Raw genomic sequence first — 23972 nt, 5'->3', positions numbered from 1 at the left:
GCGCATATTCCAAAGGCGCAAGACGCGCTTTTTACTTGAAAAGTCCCTGCAGCGCGTCACCCGCACGGTTCAGTGCGCCGCCGACCGACTGAAGCAACTTGTCAAAGCTGACCGCAGCGGTCAGCCGCTTTTCCATGGCAGCCGCAATCCTCTGGCCCAGCTGCGCCGGGGTCAGGCCACCTTCGGCTTTGCCCAAGTCACGCAGTTGCAAGTCGGGCAAAGTCACTGTGACGGTTTTTCCGCTCAGGAAGGCCGCGCTGGCTTGCGCGCGGGCATTGCGCACCACCAGCTCCTGCACGATCAGTTTCTTACCGGGGCTTGTGTTGGAAGACTGGCCTACGGCCTTGGCAATCTGGGCCTGTAGCGCATCAAAGTTGGTTTGCCGCTCACCCTTTTCATAAATCACATCCGCTGCAATGACCGCAATTTTGCGGATCACCACCACGTCCGAGGCGAGTGAGCTGAGATCCAGCTCCAGCTCTATGCGGTCTGCCTGCACTGCATAGGGCGTTTTGAAGCCTGCTGGGTTACCGATGCGCAAGCCCCGCAGCTCGCCGCGGCCATTGGTGGGCTCCAGCCTGGCGGCTGCCACACTGACTGGCGCACCGGTGATCTCGCTGCCATAGCGGGTAATGGCTTGCCGCACCAGCCGGTCCAGGTTGCCATGCAGCCAATAGGCGCCACCGGCCAGTGCCGCCAGGAGCAAGGTGGTCAGGGCCAGCAGAAACCGGGTGCGACGGGTCATGGACATGGTTACGAAGGAAAAAGACGATGCAGGCGGAATCTACACTCCGGTCATGGCGCACACGATAGCAAAACCCAGCAACAGCGAACTCATCGTCAAAAAGAGCCGGTTTATCGGCCGGGTGCAAGCGGTGGCGGATCGCGTTACAGCGCAAAAGGTGGTGGCGGACTTGTGGGCCGAGCACCCCACCGCCACGCACGTGTGTTGGGCGCTGATGGCGGGTGGGCATTCGGCGGCAGTGGACGACGGCGAGCCTAGCGGTACCGCCGGACGGCCCATGCTGGACGTACTACGCCATCAGGATCTGGAAGGAGTGCTGGCCACGGTGGTGCGTTACTACGGTGGCGTGAACCTGGGTGCAGGCGGGCTGGTGCGCGCTTACACCGACACGGTGGCGCAGGCTTTGCTGCAAGCCGAAAAAGTAGCTATTGTGAAAATGCAGGCGCTGAAGTGCGCAGTGCCCTACCCGCTGGAAGGTCGCATGCGCCGCGAGCTGGACGCTGCGGGTGCCACCTTGGGTGAGGTGCGCCATGGCGAGCGGGTAGAGCTGGAGTTCGCGCTGCCCGCCCACGCTGCTACCGCTTTGGTGGCCCGCCTCAACGATGCTGGTAGCGGGCAAGTGGAATGGATAGACCTGACCGCTGCAGAACCGGCAGAGCGAGCTGCCGGCCGCCAATGGCGTTCAAGCCGCCATGAACACGCCCGCAACCACCGCGACCAACAAGCCCAACAGCGGAAAGGCGCTGAGTGAATAGCCCAAGGTGCGGGTTTTGGGGTCGGAGACATAGGCGCGCAAATAAATGAAGCGGCCCACCACGTAGACGGCGCCCGCGGCTGCCACCCACACCGGCGACCAGTAGCGCGCCGCCAGGTACATGGCTGGCACCATAGGCACCAGCAGCTCCAGGGTATTCATCTGCACGCGGTAATAGCGCTCAAACGTTTCATGGCCGGTGACGGCCGGTGCATGCACCCCGTAACGTCCACGGGCTTGGCCTACCAGCACTCCAAACCAGATGTACTGCGCAATCGCCACTGCGGTGACCAGATCCAACCAATTCATATTTGTCTCCTTGATGAAAGAGCGCTGAGCCTACAGCACAGTCGCTTGCGACCACAAGCTGTAGGCGATGTGGCCCATCATCGCCGCGACCAGGAGGTCCAGCACCCGCCAGGCCACGGGGCGTTCAAACAGCGGGCTGAGAAGCCGCGCGCCGAAGCCCAGGGTGATGAACCACAGCGCGCTGGCGCCACCGGCTCCCACCAGAAACCAGCCCTGGGTGCCGGCAGCCTGCTTGGCACCGACCGCACCCACCAGAATCACGGTGTCCAGATACACATGCGGGTTCAACAGGCTGATGGTCAAAACCTGAATGACGGTTTTGCGCAGGGTTTGCGGCGCTCCCTGGAGCTGCGCATGCATGGCATGCGGTGCCAGCGCCCGGCGCAAGGCCGAGAGTCCGTACCAGCCCACTACAGCAGCGCCGGCCAGTGCCAGCGCGTTCAAGGCACGCGGATAGTTGCCCAGGGTAGCGGCCAGCCCGCTCACGCCGATGGTCATCAAGGTGATATCCAGCAGGGCGCATACGGCCACCACCGCAGCCACATGCTCGCGGCGCAGCCCTTGGCGCAGCACAAAGGTGTTTTGGGCACCGATGGCCATGATGAGTGACAGGCTGAGCGTCAGGCCGGTCATGACGCTGGGCAGTGCGGTGGTAAGAGTGGCCAGGAAGTCGGAGGGTTCTTGCATGGCGCAAGTATCGGGTTGAAGTGCTGAAAATCACATGAAATCTGCTACGCTGGAATTAGCCATACTTCATAAAGCTTGACCATGCTGGAATCCACATTGCTTGCCACTGTCGCCGCTGTGGTGCGCGAAGGCAGCTTCGAGCGCGCCGCGCGGGTACTGCACATCACGCCATCGGCTGTGTCGCAGCGCATCCGCCAGATGGAAGAGCGGGTGGGGGCGGTGCTGATCGTGCGGGGGCAGCCATGTACTGCCACCGAGGCAGGTGCCCGCATCTGCCGCCACGCGGATTCGGTGGCCATGCTGGAGCACGATTTGCGGCGTGACCTGCCGGCCTTGGCCCCGGAAGATGCGCAGGCCGAGCACACCACCATTCGCATCGCCATCAATGCAGACAGCCTGAGCACCTGGTTCGTGACTGCCATGCGCGACTTCTGCGCGCAGAGCCGGGTGCTACTGGATGTGGCGGTGGACGATCAGGACCAGACTAACGAATGGCTGCGCCGTGGCCATGTGTTGGCCGCAGTGACCTCACATGCCAAGGCGGTGCAGGGCTGCAAGGTGCGCAAGCTGGGTACCTTGCGCTATTGCGCCACGGCCTCGCCTGCCTTCATGCAACAGCACTTCGCCGGGGGGGTGAATGCCGACACCCTGGCCCGCGCGCCCAGCATCGTGTTTGACCGCAACGACCGCCTGCAGGAGCGATGGGTGCGCCGCCAGCTGCGCCGCGATGTGATGCTGCCGGCCCACCGCTTGCCTTCATCGCAGGCTTTTGTGGATGCTGCGCTGGCCGATGTGGGCTGGGGCATGAACCCGCTGCTCTCGGTGCAAGAGCATATGGACAAGCGCCGTCTGGTGGAGCTGGTGCCGGGTCGCGCGCTGGATGTGCCGCTGTATTGGCAAGTCGCCCAGCAGCCCTTGCCGGAACTGGAGCGCCTCACCCGCAGTGTGGTGGCTGCGGCAGGGCAGGCACTGCTTTAGGCATTCTCTGGAGCGAGGCAGGCTTTCGCGCCGGAATGAATCAGGGGCGTATCAGCGTACAGAACGCTCTACGCCGTATTTTTTGAAGATCCGGTCATACGTGCCATTGGCTTTGATGATCTCCAGCCCCTTGTTGAAGGCACTGATGATTTCCTGAGCCAACGGGTTTTGCATTCCCGCGGTGATGTAGAGGGGGTTGACTGCCAAAGGCGTTTTCACGAATTCAATCTGTTCCAGCATGTCGGGGCCGTCTGCAAAGAGGGCCGCGCGAGCCACGGTTTCGTCTTCGATCGTCAGGTCTAGGCGCTTTAGCAGGAGCTTGTGGACATTGGTGGGAAGGTCTTTTCCGTTTTCCCGCATGAAGCCGGTGGACTGCGCAAAAGCATCGCTATACCCATAGCCTTGGATAACGCCTATGCGCTTTCCTTCCAGACTTTCCATTCCCTGAAAATTGAAGGGGTCGCCCTTGCGTTTGATGAAGCGGACATTGCCTACGGCAAACGGTGCGCTGAAAAGTAGCACTTTCTCTCGGGCATCTGTTCGCCATGTGAAGGGGAGGATGTCGTAGGTCCCGTTCTTGACCCCGGCTTCTGCCCTGGCCCAGGGCACATATTCCATCGTGACCTCATGGCCTTGCGTCTTGTAGGCCGCGCGGATGATCTCGATTCCCAAGCCGCCATCGGGATGCTTGGGGTCACCATAGGGTGGGTAAGGATCGCTCGCTGCGCGGAAAGTCAGGGCGTGGGCGGCCAGCGTCAGGGACATGACCAGACAAGCCGTAGCCAAACGCAACGCTGTTCTCATGGGGCTTTCCAACCTATTCTCGAAGTGGCCGGACATCCTAAATGCCTTTTCAACCTGAGAGTAGAGTCCGCCCCTCCAATCTTGACTATCTGGCCTTAGTTACCTTCATGCAGCTTCCATAGTGATGGCCACGCCGCCCAGCACGGCGTTGCCCGACAGCGGGTCCCGAAGTTGGTCATCGAGCAAGGCATTGATGTTGGCGCCCGGGCGCTCTGCCGCTACCCGCAGCTGCGCGCCCGGCAGGTTGTGGCCCCAGCCGTGCGGCAGGCTGACCACGCCGGGCATCATGTCGGTGCTGACCTGCACTTGCGCCTGCACACTGCGGTGCCCGTTGCGCAGGGTGGCCATGCCGCCGTCCTCCACTCCGTAGCGCACAGCATCGTCAGGGTGGATCAGCGCCGTGCAGCGGAAAGGACCTTTGGCCAGCGTGGGCAGGTTGTGCATCCAGCTGTTGTTGGTGCGCACATCCCGCCGACCGATGATGACCAAATCGGGTGCTGGCGCCCGCAGATCCTGGGCGGCGCGCTCCAAATCTTGTAGCAAAAGCGGAGGCGCGAGCTCCACTTTGCCGCTGGGGGTGCGCAGCATTTCGGGAATGCGGGGTTGCAGCTCGCCCAGGTCAATGCCACCGCTGTCGCTGGCGGCCATGACCTTTTTCAGATTCAAACCTTCAGGCTTCAGGCCGAACTGGTCGCCGTAGGGGCCGCTGCGCAGTGCCACGTCCAGCCCGCGCTGGGGGCCGCGCAAGCTGCCGGTTGCTGCGATCACAGCAGCGGCATGGGGGCCGAACAGGCGGTTGGCGTCATCGGCAAACTGCTGGTCGTCGAGCAGGTCGGCGTCCTGCCGGGCGCTCTGGCCTTGCACGATGGCCGTGAGCTTGAGCAGGGTTTGCCACTCTTCGGGCTGGCCTTCGGGGCGGGGCAACACGGGTGCGCTGTAGCGCGCGTGGTTGCGCCACGAGAGCTGGGGGAAAGCCACGTCGTAGTGCAAGTCTTCGAGCGGCGAGAGGCCGGGCAGGATCACATCCGCATGGCGGGTGGTTTCGTTCAGGTAAATGTCCAGGCTGATCATGAAGTCCAGCGAGTCCAACGCTTTGGCAAGGCGCGGGCCGTCCGGGCTGGAGAGTACCGGGTTGGTAGCCACGGTAATCAGTGCACGCACCTGGCCCTCGCCCGGTGTTTCGATCTCTTCGGCCATGCAGGTGATGGGCAGTTCGCCGTATACCTCGGGTGCGCCGCTCACGCGGGCATGGTGGCGGCCTGTGCTCACGCCTTTGCCAATGCCGGGTTTGCCGACGGTGTTGCTGGCAAAGGCGGCAGATTTGGCAAACAGCATGCCGCCTTCCATGTCCAGGTGGCCGGTCAGGGTGTTGAGCACATCCACCAACCAGCTCGCCAGCGTGCCGTACTGCTGGGTGCAGGTGCCAATGCGGGCATACACCGCCGCCTTGGGCGTGCTGGCAATCTGGCGCGCCAGGCTGCGGATGGTGTCGGCCGGCATGCCGCAACGAGACGCCGCAGCTTCAGGCGTGAAGCCGGCTACCGCTGCGCGAACCGCCTCAGCCCCTTGCACCCAAGGGGCCACGCGTCCCAGGTTCACCAATTTTTCCTCAAACAGCACCTGCACCATGGCCGCCAGCAAAAACACGTCGGCCCCCGGGCGGATGAAGTGGTGCGCGTCGGCCACGGCGGCTGTTTCTGTGCGGCGCGGGTCGATCACGATGAGCTGGCCCCCCCGGGCCTGCAGCGCTTTGGCTTTGCCCTTGAAATCGGGCACGGTCCACATGCTGCCGTTGCTGGCCAGCGGGTTGGCCCCAATCACCACCAGCAAATCGGTGCGGCTGATGTCGGGCAGGGCAGTGGAGAGCCAGTGGCCGAACATCAGGCCACTGGCCAGTTGCTTGGGCATCTGGTCCAGGGTCGATGCGGAAAACACGTTGCGGCTGCCGATGGCGCGCGCCAGCTTTCCGAAGTAGGTGAGCAGGCCGATCTTGTGGGCAGACGGGTTGCCCACGGCCATGGCCACAGCGTGCTTGCCGTGCGCGGCCATGAGGGGGGGGAGGCGCTTCTCGATTTCGGCAAAGGCCTCGTCCCAGGTCGCGGGTTCGTGTTTGCCGTTGCGCTTGATCAGCGGGGTGCGCAGGCGGTCGGGGTCTTCATGCAGGTCTTTGAGGGCAATCGCCTTGGGGCAGATATAGCCGCGACTCAGGACATCGGCCTCGTGCCCGCGGATGCTGATGACCTTCTGGTCCTGGACCTTGATTTCCAGCCCGCAGCAGGCCTCGCACAGGGGGCAGATACGGTGGTGGGTGTGCACTGGGGGGCTTGTCTCGCTCATGATTCTGGTGCTTTTGGTTGCGATTGCGCTTTATTGCCGGGTGGCGCCAACTTGTCCAGAACCCATGCGACAGGGCTGGCGTGCCGGTCTAGCGATTGGTGCTGGGGACAAAGCCTGGAGGGAATGCTAGTATGGGTTTTTCGGGTTATCCGGCTCTTGTGCTTCTTGGGACAATGTATGAATAACGAGTTGTTGGCTTTTGATACTCCCGGACTGTGCGCGACCTTGAATGCCTTGCCGGCAGAGGAGTTGGACGCGTTGCCCTACGGGGTCATCGGGTTTGATGCCAGTGGCCACATTCAGCGTTACAACGCCCACGAATCCAAAGCCGCCATGTTTGACCCCAAGGTGGTCGTCGGGCAACACGTGTTCGTGGAACTCGCCCCCTGCTTCAACAACTATCTCGTCGCCACCCGCTTTGAGGACGCCGCTGCAGCCAATGAGGCACTGGACGAGACCATGCCCTACGTGCTGACCTTCCGCATGCGACCCACAAGGGTTCAGGTGCGGCTTTTGGCCCAGCCCGAAGCCAGCTTGCGTTTTATTCTGGTGTTGCGCACACCAGCACCTGCCAAGGCCTGAGCCATGGAGCTTGGTGAAGACTCCGAAAGCGGCTTGAGCGACAGCGAGCTGAGGCTGGAGTACAGCGCGCTGCTGCAGTTTTTGCATCTCGCACCCATAGGTTTGGTACGAGCCCGCTTTTCGGGTGAGATTGTGCTGATGAACCCCATGGCTTCGCAGCTGCTCAGCACCATCGGTATGCATGATGTGGAGTTCAATATCTTCGACATCTTCGACAAGGTGTCGAAAGACGTGCGCATGCTGGTGCAGGAGTTCCCCAATTCCAAAGACGTCATCTTGTGTGAAGACTTCCAATTGCTGCTACCCGAGAACAAGGCGGCCAAAGACGCCCCTATTGCCTTGGGCGTGACCATCATGCGCTTGCCAGCAGACCCAGACACTCTGATGGTGGTCATCACCGATGCATCCGGCGCTTGGCGGCTCAAGCGCTTGCAAGCCGCCTGGATTCGCTAAAGCGCATGGCCCCCGGCGAAGCGCTTCTCTGGTGGCGTGAGCCCGGGTTGCTGCAGCGCTTTGTGGCCGACCTCCTTCAATCTGAAATGGCCTTGCTCAGGCCCGGGGGTTGGGCTTGGCCGGCCGCGGTGCAAACTGATATCCATTGGGTGCGCGATCTGCAAGCAGACTCCCTGGAAATGATGTCGCTCTTCGCCGCGTTTGCCGACGCGTTACCCACGCAAACCCCGGACATGGTGGACGCCATGCATGAGCATCCCACATGGCACGGGTGGTCCGGAGTGCTCGCGACTGCCATGGAAGCCGCGTATGCCGAAAGCGGTGCCCGCATGTCCATGCGCTTTCGTACATCGGGCAGCACCGGTACCCCCAAGAGCTGCGTGCATCCGCTGGGTGACTTGGTGCAGGAAATGCATGCCATGGCTGCAGTGCTGGCTGAGCAGAGTGTACCTGTGGAGCGCGTGGTTTCCACGGTCCGCAGCCACCACATCTATGGTTTTCTATTCACGGTGCTGTTGCCACGCATCCTGCGTCAGCCTGCTGTGCCGGTCTTGAACATACAGGGACGCGCGCCGCTGGGGCTTGAACAGTCGCTGCGACAGGGGGATCTGGTGGTGGCCTTTCCTGACTGGTGGCGCGCAGCGCTGCGAACGCCTCCCCGTTTTCCTGGGGGTGTGACCGGTGTCAGCTCCACCGCACCGTGCCCCGAAGATGTCGCGCAGACGGCGCTGGGGGCTGGCCTGCAGGAGTTTTTGCATGTTTACGGTAGCAGCGAAACTGCAGGCGTGGGTTGGCGAGCGTCCGGTGCCGGAGTGGACGGTTTCAAGCTTCATGCGTTCTGGCAACGAGTGACGGAGTCCCCCCACTTGCAGCGTACCCATTTCGACGGTAACACCAGCCTGGTGGCCCTGCAGGATGCATTGACGTGGCTGGATGGCGGGCGCTTTGTACCTGGCTCGCGTTTGGATGCGACCGTGCAAGTTGGCGGGGTGAATGTGGATTTGGCGCAGCTACAGGCCAAGTTGCAAGAGCACCCTGCGGTGCAGGCTGTGGCACTGCGTTTGCACGCCTTTGCAGGCACGCCGCGCATCAAAGCCTTCGTGGTTCCGGCAGAACCGGCCTCATCCTATGAGGCTGTGCGTGAGGAACTGGGTGCTTGGTGCCGCAAGCATCTTGCACCCGTTGCGCGACCGGCGCACATGGCGTTCGGAAGCGCATTGCCTGTGAATGCCCAAGGCAAGCCCACAGACTGGCCGGTGGACACCGTTCCTTAATTGACAAAGCCACTGGTCACAGAACAGTCATTGCGCTGCTGACAGAATGTTTCTTTCATGTCCTTGGGGAGCCCCTAGTGCCACACGCATTCGCATCCACCCTCCGGCCTTTTGAAACTGCCTCCGGCAAAGCCGGGCAGCTTTACTCCTTGCCGCATCTGGCGCGGCAGTTTCCCAACATCCGGCGTTTGCCTCTGTCCTTGCGTATCGTGCTGGAGAGCGTGCTTCGCAACTGCGATGGTCGTAAGCTCACGCCTTCCCATGTAGCCCAGCTGGCCAACTGGCAGCCCCAAGCCGAGCGCACGGCCGAAATTCCGTTTGTGGTGAGCCGCGTGGTGCTGCAGGACTTTACCGGTGTGCCCCTGTTGGCCGACCTGGCCGCCATGCGCAGCACCGCCGCCGCGCTGGGTGCGGACCCGGCGCGCATCGAGCCGCTGGTGCCGGTGGACCTGGTGGTGGACCACTCCATCATGGTGGACGACTACGGCCACAAAAACTCGCTGGACCTGAACATGAGGCTGGAATTCCAGCGCAACCGCGAGCGCTACGAATTCATGAAGTGGGGCATGCAGGCCTTTGACACCTTTGGCGTGGTGCCGCCGGGCTTTGGCATCGTGCACCAGGTGAACCTGGAGTTTCTGGCGCGCGGCGTGCACAAGGCCAAGCAGCCCCGCGCAGCGGACGGCAGCAAGCAAGCCGCCATCTACTACCCCGACACCCTGGTGGGCACCGACAGTCACACCACCATGATCAACGGCATCGGTGTGGTGGGCTGGGGCGTGGGCGGCATCGAAGCCGAGGCCGCCATGCTGGGCCAGCCCGTGTACTTTTTGACGCCGGATGTAGTGGGCTTTGAGCTCACCGGCGCGCTGTGCGAGGGCGTGACCGCCACCGACCTGGTGCTGCGGGTGACCGAGATGCTGCGCCGCGAAAAAGTGGTGGGCAGCTTTGTGGAGTTCTTTGGCGAAGGCACCGAAAACCTGGCCCTGCCGGACCGTGCCACCATTGCCAACATGGCGCCCGAGTACGGCGCGACCATGGGCTTCTTCCCGGTGGATGAGCGCACCCTGGATTACTTCAAGGGCACAGGCCGCACCAAGGCCGAGATAGCAGCGTTTGAAGCCTACTTCCGCGCCCAAGGGCTGTTTGGCGTGCCGGGTGGCAAGAGTGCATCTGCCGAGATGAAAGACATTGCCTACACCCGCGTCGTCAAGCTCGACCTGCGGGACGTGACCCCCAGCCTGGCCGGCCCCAAGCGCCCGCAAGACCGCATCGAGCTGGGCCATGTGGCCGACAAATTCACTGAGCTGTTCAGCCTGCCGGGCACGGCTAACGGCTTCAACAAAGACGCCGCCACCCTGCACACGCTATACCCCGCGCCTTTGGCTGTGGCTGCAGAAAAACCCGCCAAAAAAGGCAAGGCGGAGCCCACGCCGCTGCTGGTGCAAAACGGCGATGTGTTGATTGCCGCCATCACCAGCTGCACCAACACCAGTAACCCCAGCGTCTTGCTGGCCGCTGGCCTGCTCGCCAAAAAGGCGGTCAAGGCAGGGCTGACCGTGGCGCCACATATCAAGACCAGCCTGGCCCCTGGCTCGCGCATCGTGACCGAATACCTGACGGACACCGGCCTCCTGCCTTACCTGGAGAAGCTGGGTTTTTCGCTGGCGGGCTACGGCTGTACCACCTGCATCGGTAATGCCGGCGACCTGGCGCCCGAGCTCAACGCGGTGATCACCGAAAACGACCTCGTCTGCGCTGCGGTGCTGTCAGGCAACCGCAACTTCGAGGCGCGCATTCACCCTAACCTCAAGGCCAATTTCCTGGCCAGCCCGCCGCTGGTGGTGGCCTATGCGATTGCCGGCAACGTGACCCGCGACCTGATGACTCAGCCGGTGGGGCAGGGCAAAGGTGGCAAGGACGTGTACCTGGGCGACATCTGGCCCAGCAGCGACGAAATCTACAAGCTGCTCAAATTTGCGATGAACGGCAAAGCCTTCCGCGCCAACTACGCCAAGGTGAAGTCAGAGCCGGGCAAGCTGTGGGAAGAGATCAAGGGCGTGAGCGGCCAGACCTACACCTGGCCGGCCAGCACCTACATCGCCAAGCCGCCGTTCTTTGACACCTTTGCTATGGAAAAAGGAGCTGCTAGCGCAGATTCCACGGGCGCCAAGGGCTCAAAAGGCTCCAAAGTGTCTGCAGAGACGGTACAGGGCGCACGCATCATGGCGCTGTTCGGGGACTCGATCACCACCGACCATATTTCGCCTGCCGGCAACATCAAAGAGAGCTCGCCGGCCGGGCAATGGCTGGTGGCGAATGGTGTGCAGAAAGCAGACTTCAACTCCTACGGCGCGCGCCGCGGCAACCACGAGGTGATGGTGCGAGGCACCTTTGCCAATGTGCGCATCAAGAACCTGATGGTGCCGCCCAAAGAAGATGGTTCGCGTGAGGAGGGCGGTGTCACCGTGTACCAGGGCGCTGAAGGCAGCGTAGAAAAGCTCTCCATTTTCGACGCTGCCACCCGCTACCAGGCGGCCGGCATTCCCACGGTGGTGTTCGCGGGCGAAGAGTACGGCACCGGCTCCAGCCGGGACTGGGCGGCCAAGGGCACGCACTTGCTGGGCATCAAGGCGGTGGTGGCGCAGAGCTTTGAGCGCATTCACCGCTCCAACCTGGTGGGCATGGGCGTGTTGCCGCTGCAGTTCAAGGCCGGCGAGAGCTGGAAGAGCCTGGGGCTGACGGGTAACGAGACCATCAGCATCGTTCCGGATGCCGACCTCGCCCCACAAAGCGAGGCGCAGCTGCTGGTGACCCGGGCGGACGGCACCCAGACCCGCCACACCTTGCTGTTGCGCATAGACACTCCGGTGGAGGTGGACTACTACCGCGCCGGCGGCATCCTGCCCTTTGTGTTGCGGCAGTTGCTGGCGGGCTGAGTCCACCCCGTTTCCGGATTAGGCTGCGAAGGCGGCCTTGTTGGTTTCCAGCCATTGCGCAAACGGCAGGGGGGTCTTGCCGGTCAGCTTCCGGAAGTCGCTGGTCAGGTCCGCTACGCGGCCGGCCGCGGTGTTGGTGTCGAAAGACGCGAACACGGCTGCCAATGGCTCGGGGAAGCCGGCGCCCACCATGCCCTGAATCAGGCTTTCCAGAGGCACGTGCACCACTTGCAAGGCCTTGCCGGTGGCTTGGCTCACGGCAGCAGCGATGTCTTCGGTCGTGAAAGCTTGGGCGCCGCTCAGGGTGTAGGTGTTTTTGCCTTCGTCTTTCAGAAGTGCTGTGGCCGCCGCCAAGGCCAGGTCGTCACGGGCAATGTGCGCGACCTTGCCCTGGCCTGCGGCGGAGTACCACTGTCCGCTGGCCAATGCGGAAGGCAAGGACATGAACAGGTTCTCAAAGTACCAGTGGTTACGCAGAATGGTCCAACCGGCCAAGGGGCTAGCGGCAATGGCCTTTTCCGTGCCAGCGTGGTCAGGGGCGATCAAGAGGGGCGAGTTGTCCGGCAGGGGCATGGAGGTGTAGGCCAGGTGCTGCACACCGGCGCTCACTGCGGCAGACACAGCGGCTTGGTGCTGGGCTAGGCGGCGGCCGGGGCGGTCCAGCGCGTCGGTGCTGATGAGCAACACACGTTGTGCACCCGCAAACGCGGCTTGTAGGGAGGCCGCATCTTCAAAATCGGCTGCGCGAACGGTCACGCCCAAAGCCGCCAGATTCTGCAAGCTGTCCACTTTGCGGCTGGTGGCAATGATGCGTTCAGGCGCCACCTGGAGGGTGTTCAACAGATGGTGGATGACGCGCTGGCCGAGGTGTCCGGATGCGCCGGTAACGAGAAGTCTGGAGCTCATGGTTTTGTCCTTGATAACGATGGAAATTAACGAATGCACCCGAGTGACTAGGTATTTAATAAGTACCAACATTCACTTTTATCGTTGCTATTGGAATGGTACTCATGCGAAAATAGAGCACAAGTAGGGTGTGCAAAGTCACTTGGTTACTTAAAAGTAACCAACACAGCGGCTAGTGAGGCCATGAAGGAGAAACGATGTCCGTCCATAAATCCAAGGTTGACTGGGCCGAACGTTGCCCTATTCGTGATGTGCTGGAGCGCATGGGCGACCGTTGGAGCATGCTGGTGTTGCTGATGCTGAAAGATCACCAGACCATGCGTTTCAGTGTGCTCAAAAATGCTATCGGCGACATTTCCCAGCGCATGCTTTCGCAAACGCTGCGCCGGCTGGAGCAAGACGGTCTGGTGCTGCGCACGGCCCATGCGACGGTACCGCCACGGGTGGATTACTCACTGACTTCGCTGGGCGAGTCTTTCATGCAGCCCATGCGGCAGTTGCTGAATTGGGCGGATGAAAACCACCAGCTGGTGCGCGATGCCCGGGTGGCCTATGTGCCACCGCCCAAGCACGAAGCGCTTTAGCCCGCCAGTTCCCGGCGGGCCTGGCGCATCACCTGCCTGCCGCCGTGCAAGGCCAGTGCAGCCATGCCGGCGGCCACCAGCAAATCCGGCCAGCCGCTGCCGGTACCGAGTACCCCTGCCGCAGCCAGCATGACCAGCACATTGCCGATCGCGTCATTGCGTGAGCACAACCACACGCTGCGCATATTGGCGTCGCCCTCGCGGAAGGCATAGAGCATCCAGGCCACCGCCACGTTGGCCACCAGCGCCAACAGGCCGACTACCCCCATGGTGGTGGCATCGGGCACGGTGCCGGTGTACAGGCTCCAGATTGCGCGGCCCAATATCAGGGTGCCAAAGCCCATCATGCACAGCGCCTTGACCACGGCCGCGCGGGCCCGCCAAGCCAGGGCGGCAGACAGCACTGCGAGTGATACGCCGTAGTTCAGCGCATCGCCCGCAAAGTCAATCGAGTCCGCCAAAAGGGACAGCGAGCCCGAATGCCAGCCGCTGAACAGTTCCACGCCGAACATGGCCGCATTGATCCACAAGGCTGCCCACAAGACCCTTCTGTAGCGGGGCAAGTCAAGAATGCTGTGGGCAGCAGGGGTGTGGTGTTCGCAAGCGTGAGACATGGTGTTTCCTTTCAATGTTGACATTGGAAACCCTGTAGCCACTTCAGGGTCAAGCGCTACACTGCAGCAAGGTTATTGCATAGCACATCATGAAAATCGGCGATCTGGCCAAGGCCACCTCCACCCCGGTGGAAACCATCCGCTACTACGAGCGCGAGGGCTTGCTGCCCGCTGCCGCCCGCACTGATGCCAACTACCGTCACTACTCGGACGCCCACACCCGGCGCCTGCAGTTTGTCCGCCACTGCCGCAGCCTGGACATGAGTCTGGACGAGATCCGCGCACTGCTGGCGTTTCAGGATGCGCCGGGCGACAACTGCGCGGATGTGAATGCCTTGCTGGACGCCCACATCGGCCACGTGGCACAGCGTATTCGCGAGCTGCGGGCCCTGGAAAAACAGCTCAAAGGCTTGCGTGCACAGTGCCAGGGCGCACTTGATGCCGAGCATTGCGGCATTCTGGAAGGCCTCTCCATGCATGCGCCCAATCCGGCAGGGCACGGGCATATGCAAGGCACCCACCGCAAAGGGCAGGGGCGCAGCGCCTAGTTGCTGCGTCGCTCCAGCTTGGCTTCTTCGTAGAAGCGTCGCTTGGCGGCATACATGCGCTGGTCCGCCAGCTGAGCGGCTTCTTCCACCTCAGCCGCACTATGGCAACTCGCCACGCCAATGGACAGGCTGATCTTCTGGCCGGGGTAGAACTGGTTGTTCATCTCCAGCATGGAGTCAATGCGCTCTTTCAGGGCCTGGGCTGCGCGCTCGTCATGGCCTGCCATGAGGATCACAAACTCATCTCCCCCGGTGCGTGCCACACAGAGCGCCTGGCCTGCCGTGGCCTTGGAAAGTACTTCGCCCGTACGGCGCAGCATGGCGTCGCCGGCGGCGTGGCCGTGGTTGTCGTTCACATGCTTGAGCCCATTGAGGTCCATGGCCATCACGCTGAGTGGCCAGGGGCCTTTGCGGGAGATGCGGTTGAGTTCTTCGACAAAGAAAGCCCGATTGCGTAACTGGGTGAGTGCATCGTGCTTGCCCAAGTACTCCAGGTAGGCCTCAGCCTTTTTGCGGGCGGTAATGTCCACCAGCGAGACCAGCACCAGGCTCCAGTCGTGTTCATAGCCCGGAAGCACCGAGAACTGCATGTGGATGTTGATCAGCTCTCCGTTGAGCGAGTAGTTGATAACCTCGCGGGTTTGCACGGTTTTGCCGTTCCACAGGTCCAGCAACTGCTCTGCAAACGAGTGCTGCATCTCGTCCCGGAACACGCGCTCCAGTTGGCTCAGCAAGTCATGTCGGCTGCTGGCAGAAAACATCTGCAGGGTGTGCTGGTTGACATCCAGCACCCGGATGCGCTCCATACAGCGGTGCACAAACTCCTGATGCACGCTCAAAAAGGTCTTGAAATCGCTGATGCCGGAGACCCGCACCTCGTCCATCAGTGTCTTGACACCACTGAAATCCTCCACCCAGAGCGACACCGGTGAAAACTCAAACAGGTTGCGCGCATGGCGTTCGCTGCTTTCCAGCAAGCCTTGGGCCAGGGTGTGCTCGGTGATGTCTTCAATCGCCACCATGGCACGGCTCCAAGTGTCCTCGTGCCCTTCCAGGATGCGGATGCTGATGCGCACGTCCATGCGCCGGCCGTCCAGCGCGTAGTTCACAGTCACGCCGGAATACTGCAATTGCCCCTGCCAGAACGCCAGCAACTCGGGCAACATGCGAGTGTAAGTGTCCCCGCGCAGCACCTCGCCCAAGCGGTTGATCAATTCATCCTGGCTTTGGGCCGCAAATACTGACAAGGTCTGGCGATTGACGCGCAGCACCCGGTAGCAGTCTGCACAGGCTTGTACACGACGCGGGTCCGCAAACAGATGGGTTTCCAGCTCAGTGACTCCCTCAGAGCGCCACTGGTCGAACAGGTTTTTGAGCAGGCTGTAGTCTTCCAGCCAGAGAGATATGGGGGCTGAGTCGAAGAGCAACTCAAAATCGGTGTGGCTGGCCATGGTTTTTATGGATGAGTTCAACGACAACCCCACTATAGCGCTGCAAGCCGCCTGCACGTGATTTGCGCTGCCTCAGTGTTTTCGCGGGGGCAACACGGCAGAATCCATGCCCATGGAAGACAACATGGTCATCGTGGGTGGGGGCATAGGCGGCTTGGCAGCGGCGTTGGCGTGCGGCCGGCACGGGGCTTTCGGCCCACAAGGCCAAGGGCTTAGTCTCGTCGAGCAGGCTCCCGCATTCGGTGAAGTAGGCGCCGGTGTGCAGCTCGGCCCCAATGTGACCCGCATCCTCCATGGCTGGGGTCTGCAGCAGGCGGTGGCAGACGTCGCTGCTTTTCCGGACAGACTGGAAGTGCGCAGTGCCCTCAGCGGCCAATTGCTGGGTACCTTGCCCTTGGGCGAAAGGGCCTTGGCCGTCTATGGCGCACCCTACGCCACCATTGCAAGGCAGGATTTGCACGCTCTTTTGCGCGAGGCCGTGGAGTCCCTTGGAGGTATCGACATCGACCTCAACACCCGGATTGCCAGTGTGGCCCCCGTGGGCGAGCGGGTGCAGGTGCTCACCCATGACGGCCGCGAGCTGGATGCGAGCGGCGTGCTTGGTGCCGATGGCGTGTGGAGTGCACTGCGTCGCCAGCTGGTGGATGACGGTGCGCCGCGCGTCACCGGCCATCTGGCATTCCGGGCCATGGTGCCGCAGAGTGATTTACCCGCTGGTGTTCGCTCGCAGGTAGTCACTGCGTGGATGGGGCCGCACTTCCATGCCGTGCAATACCCGGTGCGCCGTGGCGAATGGCTGAACGTGGTCGTCATCGTGCACGGTTCGGTAGTGGGCGACCCATCGGTGTGGGACCACAGTGCCAACGCCGGCGAGCTGCGTGTTCGGCTGGCAAATGCCGGTGGCCCCTTGCTGGACCTGGTGCATGCGATTGACGATTGGCGCCTCTGGGCCCTGAGTGACCGTCCGCCGATGCGTAGCGCGCAAGAAATGGCGCTGGGCCGGCTCGCCCTGCTGGGGGATGCAGCGCACCCCATGCGCCCCTACCTGGCCCAGGGCGCAGGCATGGCCATTGAAGATGCGCAGCAACTCAGCTTGTCACTGCGAGCCCACGCGGGCGATGTGCCCGCAGGATTCAACCACTACGCTGCGGCGCGTTGGCAGCGCAATGCACGGGTGCAAGCCCGTGCCATCCGCAATGGCGATATTTTTCACCTTCAGGGACCCATGCGTGTAGCACGCGATGTATCGATGAAGTTGCTGGGCGACAAGCTGTTGGATGTGCCTTGGCTGTATGGCTACAACGCAGCCTGAAGACCGAAACCGCAGCTTCACTCCGTTAGCATCGCAGCCATGAAAACCAGCTTTATCTTTATTGCCATCCTGGTGTGCAGCGTTGCGGGCACACTCACCAGCAACCGCGCTGTCAAAACAGGCATGCTCGTGGTATGCGGTGCCTTGTCGCTTTACGGGATGCTGCGGTTTCTGGGCTAAGCGCTCAAGTCCCCCACAACTCCCGCATCGCGGCTTCAAAGTGTTGCGCCACGGCGCCTTGCGCGGGGTGCTGCCCTTGGCGGATCACGTGCTGGCCTGCCACATAGACATCCCGGATGGCCGGTGGGTGCGTAGCAAATACCAAAGCGTCCAGCAAGTGCGAGCCTGGCACGCCCAATAGGCCGGGGGCTAGCACATCCAGCACCAGAGCGTCGGCGCGTGCGCCAACTTGCAGGCCCCAGTTCGCATGGCCGCTGGCGGCCGCGCCTGCGTGTACGGCAGCGTCCAGCAAGCGCGCAGCGGTAGCCGGCTGATGGCCCGGCGCTGCCGCCACATTGCGCTGTTGCAGGCGCAGGCGTTGGCCGTATTCCAGCCATCGGATTTCTTCGTTCCATTGCCGGCCTACATGGCTGTCTGAGCCCAGCGCCATGGGCACGCCTGCGGCCAGCCAGCCGGGCAGGTCAGCAAAGCCGTCGCCGAGGTTGCCTTCGGTGCTGGGGCAGATCACGATGCCGGCACCGCTGCGGGCCACGGCGTCTATCTCAGTAGCCTCGGTGTGGGTGGCGTGCACCAGTTGCCAGCGGGAATCCATGGAAAAGCGTTGCGCCAGGTGAGCGATGGGGCTCTGGCCGGTGGCGGCCAGGCAGTCGCGCACCTCCTGCATTTGTTCGGCTACGTGAATGTGGATGGGCATATCTGCATCGCCCACCTGGGCCAGCAAGGCGTCAATGGATGCCGCTGACGCAGCCCGTAGCGAATGGATGGCCACGCCCGCATTCAGCAGCGGGCGGCCGCTGGCCTGGGCCTTGGCCTGCAGGCGGGCGATGAAGTCCGGGGTGCCGGCAAAACGGCGTTGGTCCGGTCGCAGATTCGGTTGTTGAAAGCCGGCCCGCTCATACAGCACGGGCAGCAGTGTCAGGCCCATGCCTGCGTCCTGTGCCGCGTCGGCCAGGGCCCAGGCCATGGTGGCCTCATCGGCGTAGGGCGCTCCGCTTTCTTGATGGTGCAGGTAATGAAACTCACACACCTGCGTGTAGCCGCCTTGCAGCAGTTCCACGTACAGCTGGGCTGCAACGGCCCGCATCTGAGCGGGGGTGATGCGCAGGGCCGCGCCATACATGCGGTCGCGCCAGGACCAGAAGTCGTCTCCCTCCGTCTCGCGCCGCTCCGCCAGGCCGGCAAAGGCACGCTGGAAAGCGTGGCTGTGCGCATTCACCAATCCCGGTAGCACCGGCCCCGGAAGCACGGTGGCGTGGGTGGGGGCTGGGGTGACGCCCGGCGTGATGGCCGCCCAGTGCCCGCGTGCGTCAACTTCCAGGCACACATCGCGCTCCCAGCGGCCATTCACCCAGGCTTGCGGGGCCCAAAAAACGTGCTCGCTCATGCGGGCCTCCAGTCGGTCAGGGTGCGCACCAGCGCGTGCAGCACGGGCAGCACGCGGGCTGCGCGGTCTGGTGCCAGGGTGTAGGGCGGTTCCTCGGCCATGTAGCAGCGCCAGCCCATTTCCAGCTGGATGGCGTGCACCTGCTCCGCTGGGCGTCCGTAGTTCCGGGTGATGTAGCCGCCTTTGAAGCGGCCGTCCACCACCTGGGTGAATTCAGATTGGTTTTGCAATACTTTTGATAGCTGCTCGCGCAGAGCTGGTGCGGCGCTGCTGCCATTCACGGTGCCTAGGTTCAGGTCCGGCAGGCGGCCTTCAAACAGCCAAGGCAGTACCGAGCAGATGCTGTGCGAATCAAACAGCACGGCGTGGCCGTGCAGCGTGCGCAGGCGCTGTAATTCGCCGTCCAGCGCGTCGTGGTACGGCCGCCAATAGTCCGTCACGCGCTGGGCGACTTCAGATTCGGTGGGCTCCTGGCCCGGCAGGTACAGCGGCTCACCACTAAAGAAGCGGCTGGGGCACAGCTCGGTGTTGTTCACGCCGGGGTACATGGGCGCGTTTTCGGGCGGGCGGTTCAGGTCCACCACATAACGTGCATGGCGCGGGACGAGGGTGCCGGCGCCCATGTCGCGCACAAAGGCGTAGAGGGCCTCCAAATGCCAGTCGGTGTCTTCCGCGGCATGGGCGCGGGGCACCAGGCGGTTGCGGATGGCGTCGGGGATGTCGGTGCCCACATGCGGAAAACTCACCAGCAGGGGGCTGCTGCCGGGCGTGAGAGTAAAGGTGGGGTGGTGAATGGGTTGGGGGTTGGCTTGTGTCACAGGGTGCGCTCCAGTCCGCCCACGATGGTGCGGCGGCAAGGGTTGTGGCCGAACCAATAGGCCAGTTCGCGGGGGTGGTCCAGGTTCCACACACAGAAGTCGGCCCGCTGGCCGGCGGCCAAGGTGCCCCGGTCGTGCAGGCCCAAGGCGCGTGCGCCGTGCACTGTGGCGCCACGCAGGGCTTCTTCGGGCGTCAGGCGGAAAAAGGTGCAGGCCATGTTGAGCATGAGCAGCATCGACAAGCCGGGCGAGGTGCCGGGGTTGTGGTCGGTGGCGATGGCCATTGGTACGCTATGGGCGCGTAGGGCCTCCATGGGGGGCAACTTGGTTTCGCGCAAGAAGTAATAGGCGCCTGGCAGCAGCACGGCCACGGTGCCAGCGGCTTGCATGGCGCGTATGCCGTTAACGCTGAGGTGCTCCAGGTGGTCGCACGAAAGGGCGCCGAACTCGGCCGCCAGCGCTGCGCCGCCCTGGTCGCTGAGCTGCTCGGCGTGCAGCTTGACGGGTAGCCCCAAGGCCCGTGCCGCTTCAAACACGCGTCGCGTTTGGGCAGGGCTGAAGCCTATGGTTTCGCAGAATGCGTCCACTGCATCGATCAACCCTTGGGAATGCAGCTCGGGCATCCAGGCGCAAACGGCATCCACATAGTCGTCGTTACGTCCGGCAAATTCGGGCGGTACGGCGTGGGCGCCCAGGTAGGTGGTTCGCACGCTCAAGGGCAGGCTCTCTCCCAAGCTGCGCGCCACGCGCAGGCAGCGTGTCTCGTCCTCCAGACTCAAGCCGTAGCCCGACTTGATCTCGATGGTGGTCACCCCCTCGGCCATCAGGCTGCGGGCGCGGCGGGTGGCGCTTGCTAGCAAGGTGGCTTCGCTGGCGGCACGGGTGGCGGCCACGCTGGAGCGTATGCCGCCGCCGGCCTGTGCAATTTGCTCGTAGCTGGCGCCTTGCAAGCGCATTTCAAACTCTGCTGCGCGGTCGTCACCATAAACCAGGTGGGTGTGGCAATCCACCAGGCCCGGAGTGACCAAGGCACCATCCAAATCTATCTCTTGCGTGATGCTTTGCTTGTGTTCGACAGGCAGCTCGGAGCGCGGGCCACACCAGAGGATGTGTTCTCCACGGGTCAGCATGGCGCCGTCTTCCAGCCACCCCCAGGGTTCGCTGCCATGCAGGCTGGCGATGCGGGCGTGGTGCCACAGCGTGGTGGCGGTGTGGGTAAGGCTCATGGTGTAGCTCCCTCAGTTGTGTCCGGGGTGAAGACCAGCCAGTACGCCGGTGCGCCCTTAATGGGCTCTGCGCTGGCGTCTGGCGTAAACGTCCACGGGGCGGTGCCAGGCGTCTCGTCCCACAGCAGGGTGTGGGCGCTGATATGTATTTGGCGTGCGCCGTCGCTCCATGTGCCGGCGCCGGTGCTGTACAGGCCGCGCATGGCCAGCGGAATGTGCGACGGTTGTCCCGCAATGGCTGCCTGCATGTAGCCTTGGCCTTGGCGCGCCATCAGGTTCAGGTCTTGGGTGGGGCCGTCCAGCAGGCGGCAGTCGGGCGCAGCGGTACCGTCAAATTCCAGCGGCGCATCGCCGGCACGTAATGTCTGCGGCATGGGCAACGCCAATTCCACCCCCGCGCCTCGCAATACGGCAAACCAGCGTTGCACACCGGGGAAAGCAGAGAAGGGGCCGTCCGCCGCAATGTCAGCCCGGCTGATGCGCAGCTGCCACTCGCCCATGGGGGGCCACACCAGCAACTCGCGGGTCTGGCCGCCGCCGTTGCGCCAGGGCTGGGGAGCACAGTCCTGCGCGTGGATGAGGCGGAGCGTCATGGCTTGAACTGCCCTTGAATCTGGTAGCGGGTGCCGGGGTGCACCAGGCGCGCCAGGGTGATGGGCACATCGCGGTTCATGGTGCGGCGCACGATGATGAGGCAGGGGTCCTGCGGCGTGATGCCCAGCAGCTCGGCCTCCTGGGGGCTGGGTGGGCCAGCCTCAATGGAGTACTGGGCCTCCCACAGGGGGGCGACTTCCAGCAGGTAGTGGGTGGGCGTGGTCTGGCTGAAGTCCACGCTCAAATAGTCGGGCGCGCAGGCGGGGTTCACGTAGCGGTCTTCGCACTGCAGCGGCACGCCATTCTCGGAGTGCACGATCAGGGTGTGAAACACCGGCGCCCCCAGCGGCAGGCCCAGCTGTTGGGCCAGGCCCTCCACCGCCAGCTCCTCGCGTGACAGCACGACCCGTGCCTGGTGCTGGTGGCCACGGGCTGCAATTTCTTCGTGCAAGTCTTTGATAGTCAGGGTGGACGACACCCGCGCCAGATGCGCCGCAAAGGTGCCCACGCCCTGTACCCGGGTCACAAAGCCTTCGGCCTGCAACTCGCGGATAGCGCGGCCCACCGTCATGCGGCTGACCTTGAACTGTTGCACCAGCTCGGACTCGGAGGGCATCTGGCTGCCCGGCGTCCAGCGGCCCTGCGACAGGCCTTCCATCAAAAAGTGTTTGACGTGGGTGTAGGGCGCCGCAGCGCCTGAGGGGGTAGGTGTGGTGGAAACCATCAGCAAATTGTAGTTGCATAGGCATGTCTAGACAAGTAGACTCCGCGACATTGCATTTTTGTTGAAAGCGAGTTTGAAGATGTCTGCACCCTCCCAAGCCCGGCCCGTGCGCGCACCCCATGGCACCACCCTGCATTGCAAGAACTGGCTTATTGAGGCCGCCTACCGCATGCTGCAAAACAACCTGGACCCTGAAGTGGCAGAAGACCCGGATGCGCTGGTGGTGTACGGCGGTATCGGCAAGGCCGCGCGCAACTGGGAGTGTTTCGATGCCATCCTCGAGAGCCTGCGCAACTTGAATGAAGACGAAACCCTGCTGGTGCAAAGCGGAAAGCCGGTGGGCGTGTTCCGTAGCCATGCCGACGCGCCCCGGGTGCTGATTGCCAACTCCAACCTGGTGCCCAAGTGGGCGACCTGGGAGCACTTTCACGAGCTGGATAAAAAGGGCCTGATGATGTATGGCCAAATGACGGCCGGCAGCTGGATCTACATCGGCAGCCAGGGCATTGTGCAAGGCACTTACGAGACGTTTGTGGAAGCCGGCAAGCAGCACTTTGGTGGCAGCTTGCAAGGCAAATGGATTTTGACGGCCGGCCTCGGCGGCATGGGGGGCGCGCAGCCGCTGGCGGCCAGCTTTGCCGGAGCCTCGTCTCTGAATATCGAGTGCCAGCAAAGCCGCATCGACTTCCGACTCAAGACCCGCTATGTGGACGAGCAAGCCACGGATCTGGACGACGCGCTGCAGCGCATGGCCCGTTATGCGGCTGAAGGCAAGGCGGTGTCGGTGGCCTTGCTGGGCAATGCCGCCGAGCTGCTGCCCGAGATGGTGCGCCGCGCCCGCGCCGGTGGCCCGCGCCCCGATATGGTCACCGACCAGACCTCCGCACACGACCTGGTGCACGGCTACCTGCCACCCGGCTGGTCGGTAGAGCAGTGGCGCGCAGCGCAGGCGGACGACACCCAACACGCTGCGCTGCGCCAGGCAGCTGCACAAGGCTGCGCAGTGCATGTGCAGGCCATGTTGGACTTTCAGGCCATGGACATTCCTACGGTGGACTACGGCAACAACATCCGCCAGGTGGCACTGGACCAGGGCGTGAAGAACGCGTTTGACTTCCCCGGTTTTGTGCCCGCCTATGTGCGCCCCTTGTTCTGCCGTGGCAAGGGTCCGTTTCGCTGGGTGGCCTTGAGTGGCGACCCGGAAGACATCCGCAAGACGGACGCGAAGATGAAAGAGTTGTTCCCTGAAGACGCGCACCTGCACCGCTGGCTGGACATGGCGGGCGAGCGCATTGCCTTCCAGGGTCTGCCGGCACGCATTTGCTGGATCGGCCTGGGCGAGCGCCACCGCGCCGGCTTGGCCTTCAACGAAATGGTGAAGAACGGCGAGCTCAAAGCCCCCATCGTCATTGGCCGTGACCATCTGGACAGTGGCTCGGTGGCATCACCCAACCGCGAGACTGAAAGCATGCAAGACGGCTCGGACGCAGTGAGCGACTGGCCTTTGTTGAACGCACTGCTCAACACCGCTGGTGGCGCCACCTGGGTGAGCCTGCACCATGGCGGTGGCGTGGGGATGGGTTACAGCCAACACAGCGGCGTGGTCATCGTGGCCGACGGCACAGACGCTGCTGCCAAGCGCCTGGAGCGCGTGCTCTGGAACGATCCCGGCACCGGCGTGATGCGCCACGCAGATGCGGGCTACGACATCGCCAAGCAATGCGCCCGCGAGCAAGGTATGAACCTGCCCATGTTGACGAAATAACCAG

General features: G+C 63.1%; 23 protein-coding genes and 1 pseudogene. 11 read left to right on the top strand and 13 right to left on the bottom strand.

Translation table 11 applies throughout. The features are described 5' to 3' along the window. Positions 1-31: 31 nt before the first annotated feature. Positions 32-745 carry a hypothetical protein gene (locus ACOAP0_RS03130; RefSeq protein WP_498391311.1) on the bottom strand — a complete coding sequence of 238 codons (714 nt, stop codon included), beginning with the start codon at positions 743-745 and terminating at the stop codon, positions 32-34. Between the two features lie 52 nt (positions 746-797). Here ACOAP0_RS03130 and ACOAP0_RS03125 point away from each other — a divergent pair. Next, positions 798-1388 (top strand): annotated as a pseudogene (locus ACOAP0_RS03125) (IMPACT family protein); the annotation flags it as partial. Between the two features lie 39 nt (positions 1389-1427). Here the strand turns inward: ACOAP0_RS03125 and ACOAP0_RS03120 are convergent. Together ACOAP0_RS03120 and ACOAP0_RS03115 are read right to left on the bottom strand one after the other, a co-directional pair. Then, positions 1428-1808 carry an MAPEG family protein gene (locus ACOAP0_RS03120; protein WP_087494445.1) on the bottom strand — a complete coding sequence of 127 codons (381 nt, stop codon included), beginning with the start codon at positions 1806-1808 and terminating at the stop codon, positions 1428-1430. 30 nt (positions 1809-1838) lie between these two features. Beyond that, positions 1839-2495 (bottom strand): LysE/ArgO family amino acid transporter, encoded by a 657-nt coding sequence (locus ACOAP0_RS03115; protein WP_481872910.1) that lies wholly within the window; start codon positions 2493-2495, stop codon positions 1839-1841. Positions 2496-2576: 81 nt separating this feature from the next. Between ACOAP0_RS03115 and ACOAP0_RS03110 the strand changes: the two genes are divergently transcribed. Beyond that, positions 2577-3473, top strand: a complete 897-nt coding sequence (locus tag ACOAP0_RS03110; protein ID WP_498375629.1) for a LysR family transcriptional regulator ArgP — start codon at positions 2577-2579, stop codon at positions 3471-3473. A 51-nt stretch (positions 3474-3524) separates the two neighbouring features. Here the strand turns inward: ACOAP0_RS03110 and ACOAP0_RS03105 are convergent, their stop codons facing one another. Further along, positions 3525-4277: a substrate-binding periplasmic protein gene (locus tag ACOAP0_RS03105; protein WP_481872908.1), complete on the bottom strand. Its 753-nt coding sequence runs from the start codon at positions 4275-4277 to the stop codon at positions 3525-3527. Positions 4278-4382: 105 nt separating this feature from the next. Further along, positions 4383-6614: a molybdopterin-dependent oxidoreductase gene (locus ACOAP0_RS03100; RefSeq protein ID WP_498375631.1), complete on the bottom strand. Its 2232-nt coding sequence runs from the start codon at positions 6612-6614 to the stop codon at positions 4383-4385. Between the two features lie 177 nt (positions 6615-6791). Between ACOAP0_RS03100 and ACOAP0_RS03095 the strand changes: the two genes are divergently transcribed. The 4 genes from ACOAP0_RS03095 to acnA all read left to right on the top strand — a co-directional run bounded on the left by ACOAP0_RS03095 (position 6792) and on the right by acnA (position 11862). Beyond that, positions 6792-7196, top strand: coding sequence for a phosphonate transporter (locus tag ACOAP0_RS03095; protein WP_498375632.1), 405 nt, complete (start codon positions 6792-6794; stop codon positions 7194-7196). Between the two features lie 3 nt (positions 7197-7199). Beyond that, the gene (locus tag ACOAP0_RS03090) at positions 7200-7649 is read left to right on the top strand and encodes a hypothetical protein (RefSeq protein ID WP_498375633.1); all 450 of its coding nucleotides are present in this window, start codon (positions 7200-7202) and stop codon (positions 7647-7649) included. Between the two features lie 5 nt (positions 7650-7654). Then, the gene (locus ACOAP0_RS03085) at positions 7655-8923 is read left to right on the top strand and encodes an AMP-binding protein (RefSeq protein WP_498375634.1); all 1269 of its coding nucleotides are present in this window, start codon (positions 7655-7657) and stop codon (positions 8921-8923) included. A 77-nt stretch (positions 8924-9000) separates the two neighbouring features. Continuing rightward, positions 9001-11862, top strand: coding sequence for an aconitate hydratase AcnA (acnA, locus tag ACOAP0_RS03080; protein WP_498375635.1), 2862 nt, complete (start codon positions 9001-9003; stop codon positions 11860-11862). An 18-nt stretch (positions 11863-11880) separates the two neighbouring features. On the opposite strand, the gene ACOAP0_RS03075 is transcribed toward acnA, so the two are convergent. After that, entirely contained in the window at positions 11881-12768 is an 888-nt protein-coding gene (locus ACOAP0_RS03075; protein WP_498375636.1) for an SDR family oxidoreductase, read from the bottom strand. A gap of 197 nt (positions 12769-12965) precedes the next feature. Here ACOAP0_RS03075 and ACOAP0_RS03070 point away from each other — a divergent pair, with 197 nt between their 5' ends. Beyond that, a complete protein-coding gene (locus ACOAP0_RS03070; RefSeq protein ID WP_498375637.1) occupies positions 12966-13352 on the top strand; it encodes a winged helix-turn-helix transcriptional regulator in 387 nt (128 codons plus the stop codon). Here ACOAP0_RS03070 and ACOAP0_RS03065 read toward each other — a convergent pair. Next, on the bottom strand, positions 13349-13966 hold the full coding sequence (locus ACOAP0_RS03065; RefSeq protein ID WP_498375638.1) for a cation efflux transmembrane domain-containing protein: 618 nt from the start codon (positions 13964-13966) through the stop codon (positions 13349-13351). The two genes, ACOAP0_RS03070 and ACOAP0_RS03065, sit on opposite strands and share 4 nt — an antisense overlap. A gap of 89 nt (positions 13967-14055) precedes the next feature. Here ACOAP0_RS03065 and cadR point away from each other — a divergent pair, with 89 nt between their 5' ends. Then, positions 14056-14514 carry a Cd(II)/Pb(II)-responsive transcriptional regulator gene (cadR, locus tag ACOAP0_RS03060; protein ID WP_498375639.1) on the top strand — a complete coding sequence of 153 codons (459 nt, stop codon included), beginning with the start codon at positions 14056-14058 and terminating at the stop codon, positions 14512-14514. On the opposite strand, the gene ACOAP0_RS03055 is transcribed toward cadR, so the two are convergent. Continuing rightward, on the bottom strand, positions 14511-15965 hold the full coding sequence (locus ACOAP0_RS03055) for a sensor domain-containing diguanylate cyclase (RefSeq protein WP_498375640.1): 1455 nt from the start codon (positions 15963-15965) through the stop codon (positions 14511-14513). The two genes, cadR and ACOAP0_RS03055, sit on opposite strands and share 4 nt — an antisense overlap. A 112-nt stretch (positions 15966-16077) precedes the next feature. On the opposite strand from ACOAP0_RS03055, the gene ACOAP0_RS03050 reads away from it, so the two are divergent. Together ACOAP0_RS03050 and ACOAP0_RS03045 are read left to right on the top strand one after the other, a co-directional pair. After that, positions 16078-17277 carry an FAD-dependent monooxygenase gene (locus tag ACOAP0_RS03050; protein ID WP_498376107.1) on the top strand — a complete coding sequence of 400 codons (1200 nt, stop codon included), beginning with the start codon at positions 16078-16080 and terminating at the stop codon, positions 17275-17277. A 39-nt stretch (positions 17278-17316) separates the two neighbouring features. Next, positions 17317-17457: a hypothetical protein gene (locus ACOAP0_RS03045; protein WP_157673055.1), complete on the top strand. Its 141-nt coding sequence runs from the start codon at positions 17317-17319 to the stop codon at positions 17455-17457. A 4-nt stretch (positions 17458-17461) separates the two neighbouring features. Here ACOAP0_RS03045 and ACOAP0_RS03040 read toward each other — a convergent pair whose 3' ends face one another. Genes ACOAP0_RS03040 through hutC form a run of 5 tightly spaced genes read right to left on the bottom strand, consistent with a single transcriptional unit; the run spans position 17462 to position 22203 of the window. Further along, on the bottom strand, positions 17462-18841 hold the full coding sequence (locus tag ACOAP0_RS03040; protein WP_498375641.1) for a formimidoylglutamate deiminase: 1380 nt from the start codon (positions 18839-18841) through the stop codon (positions 17462-17464). Further along, positions 18838-19659 carry an N-formylglutamate deformylase gene (gene hutG / locus ACOAP0_RS03035; RefSeq protein WP_498375642.1) on the bottom strand — a complete coding sequence of 274 codons (822 nt, stop codon included), beginning with the start codon at positions 19657-19659 and terminating at the stop codon, positions 18838-18840. The genes ACOAP0_RS03040 and hutG overlap by 4 nt, the downstream gene beginning before the upstream one ends. After that, the gene (gene hutI / locus ACOAP0_RS03030; RefSeq protein ID WP_498375643.1) at positions 19656-20885 is read right to left on the bottom strand and encodes an imidazolonepropionase; all 1230 of its coding nucleotides are present in this window, start codon (positions 20883-20885) and stop codon (positions 19656-19658) included. Before hutI ends, hutG begins: the two co-directional genes overlap by 4 nt. Then, positions 20882-21478, bottom strand: coding sequence for a HutD/Ves family protein (locus tag ACOAP0_RS03025; protein ID WP_498375644.1), 597 nt, complete (start codon positions 21476-21478; stop codon positions 20882-20884). Before ACOAP0_RS03025 ends, hutI begins: the two co-directional genes overlap by 4 nt. Continuing rightward, a complete protein-coding gene (gene hutC, locus ACOAP0_RS03020; RefSeq protein WP_498375645.1) occupies positions 21475-22203 on the bottom strand; it encodes a histidine utilization transcriptional repressor HutC in 729 nt (242 codons plus the stop codon). Before hutC ends, ACOAP0_RS03025 begins: the two co-directional genes overlap by 4 nt. A 79-nt stretch (positions 22204-22282) precedes the next feature. On the opposite strand from hutC, the gene hutU reads away from it, so the two are divergent. Next, positions 22283-23968, top strand: a complete 1686-nt coding sequence (gene hutU / locus ACOAP0_RS03015) for a urocanate hydratase (RefSeq protein ID WP_498375646.1) — start codon at positions 22283-22285, stop codon at positions 23966-23968. Positions 23969-23972 lie beyond the last annotated feature (4 nt).

The sequence above is a fragment of the Curvibacter sp. Hmag1.1 genome (assembly GCF_059769165.1).
Note: the sequence above shows the minus strand (reverse complement) of the source record. Positions and strands in the feature narration are given on the sequence as shown.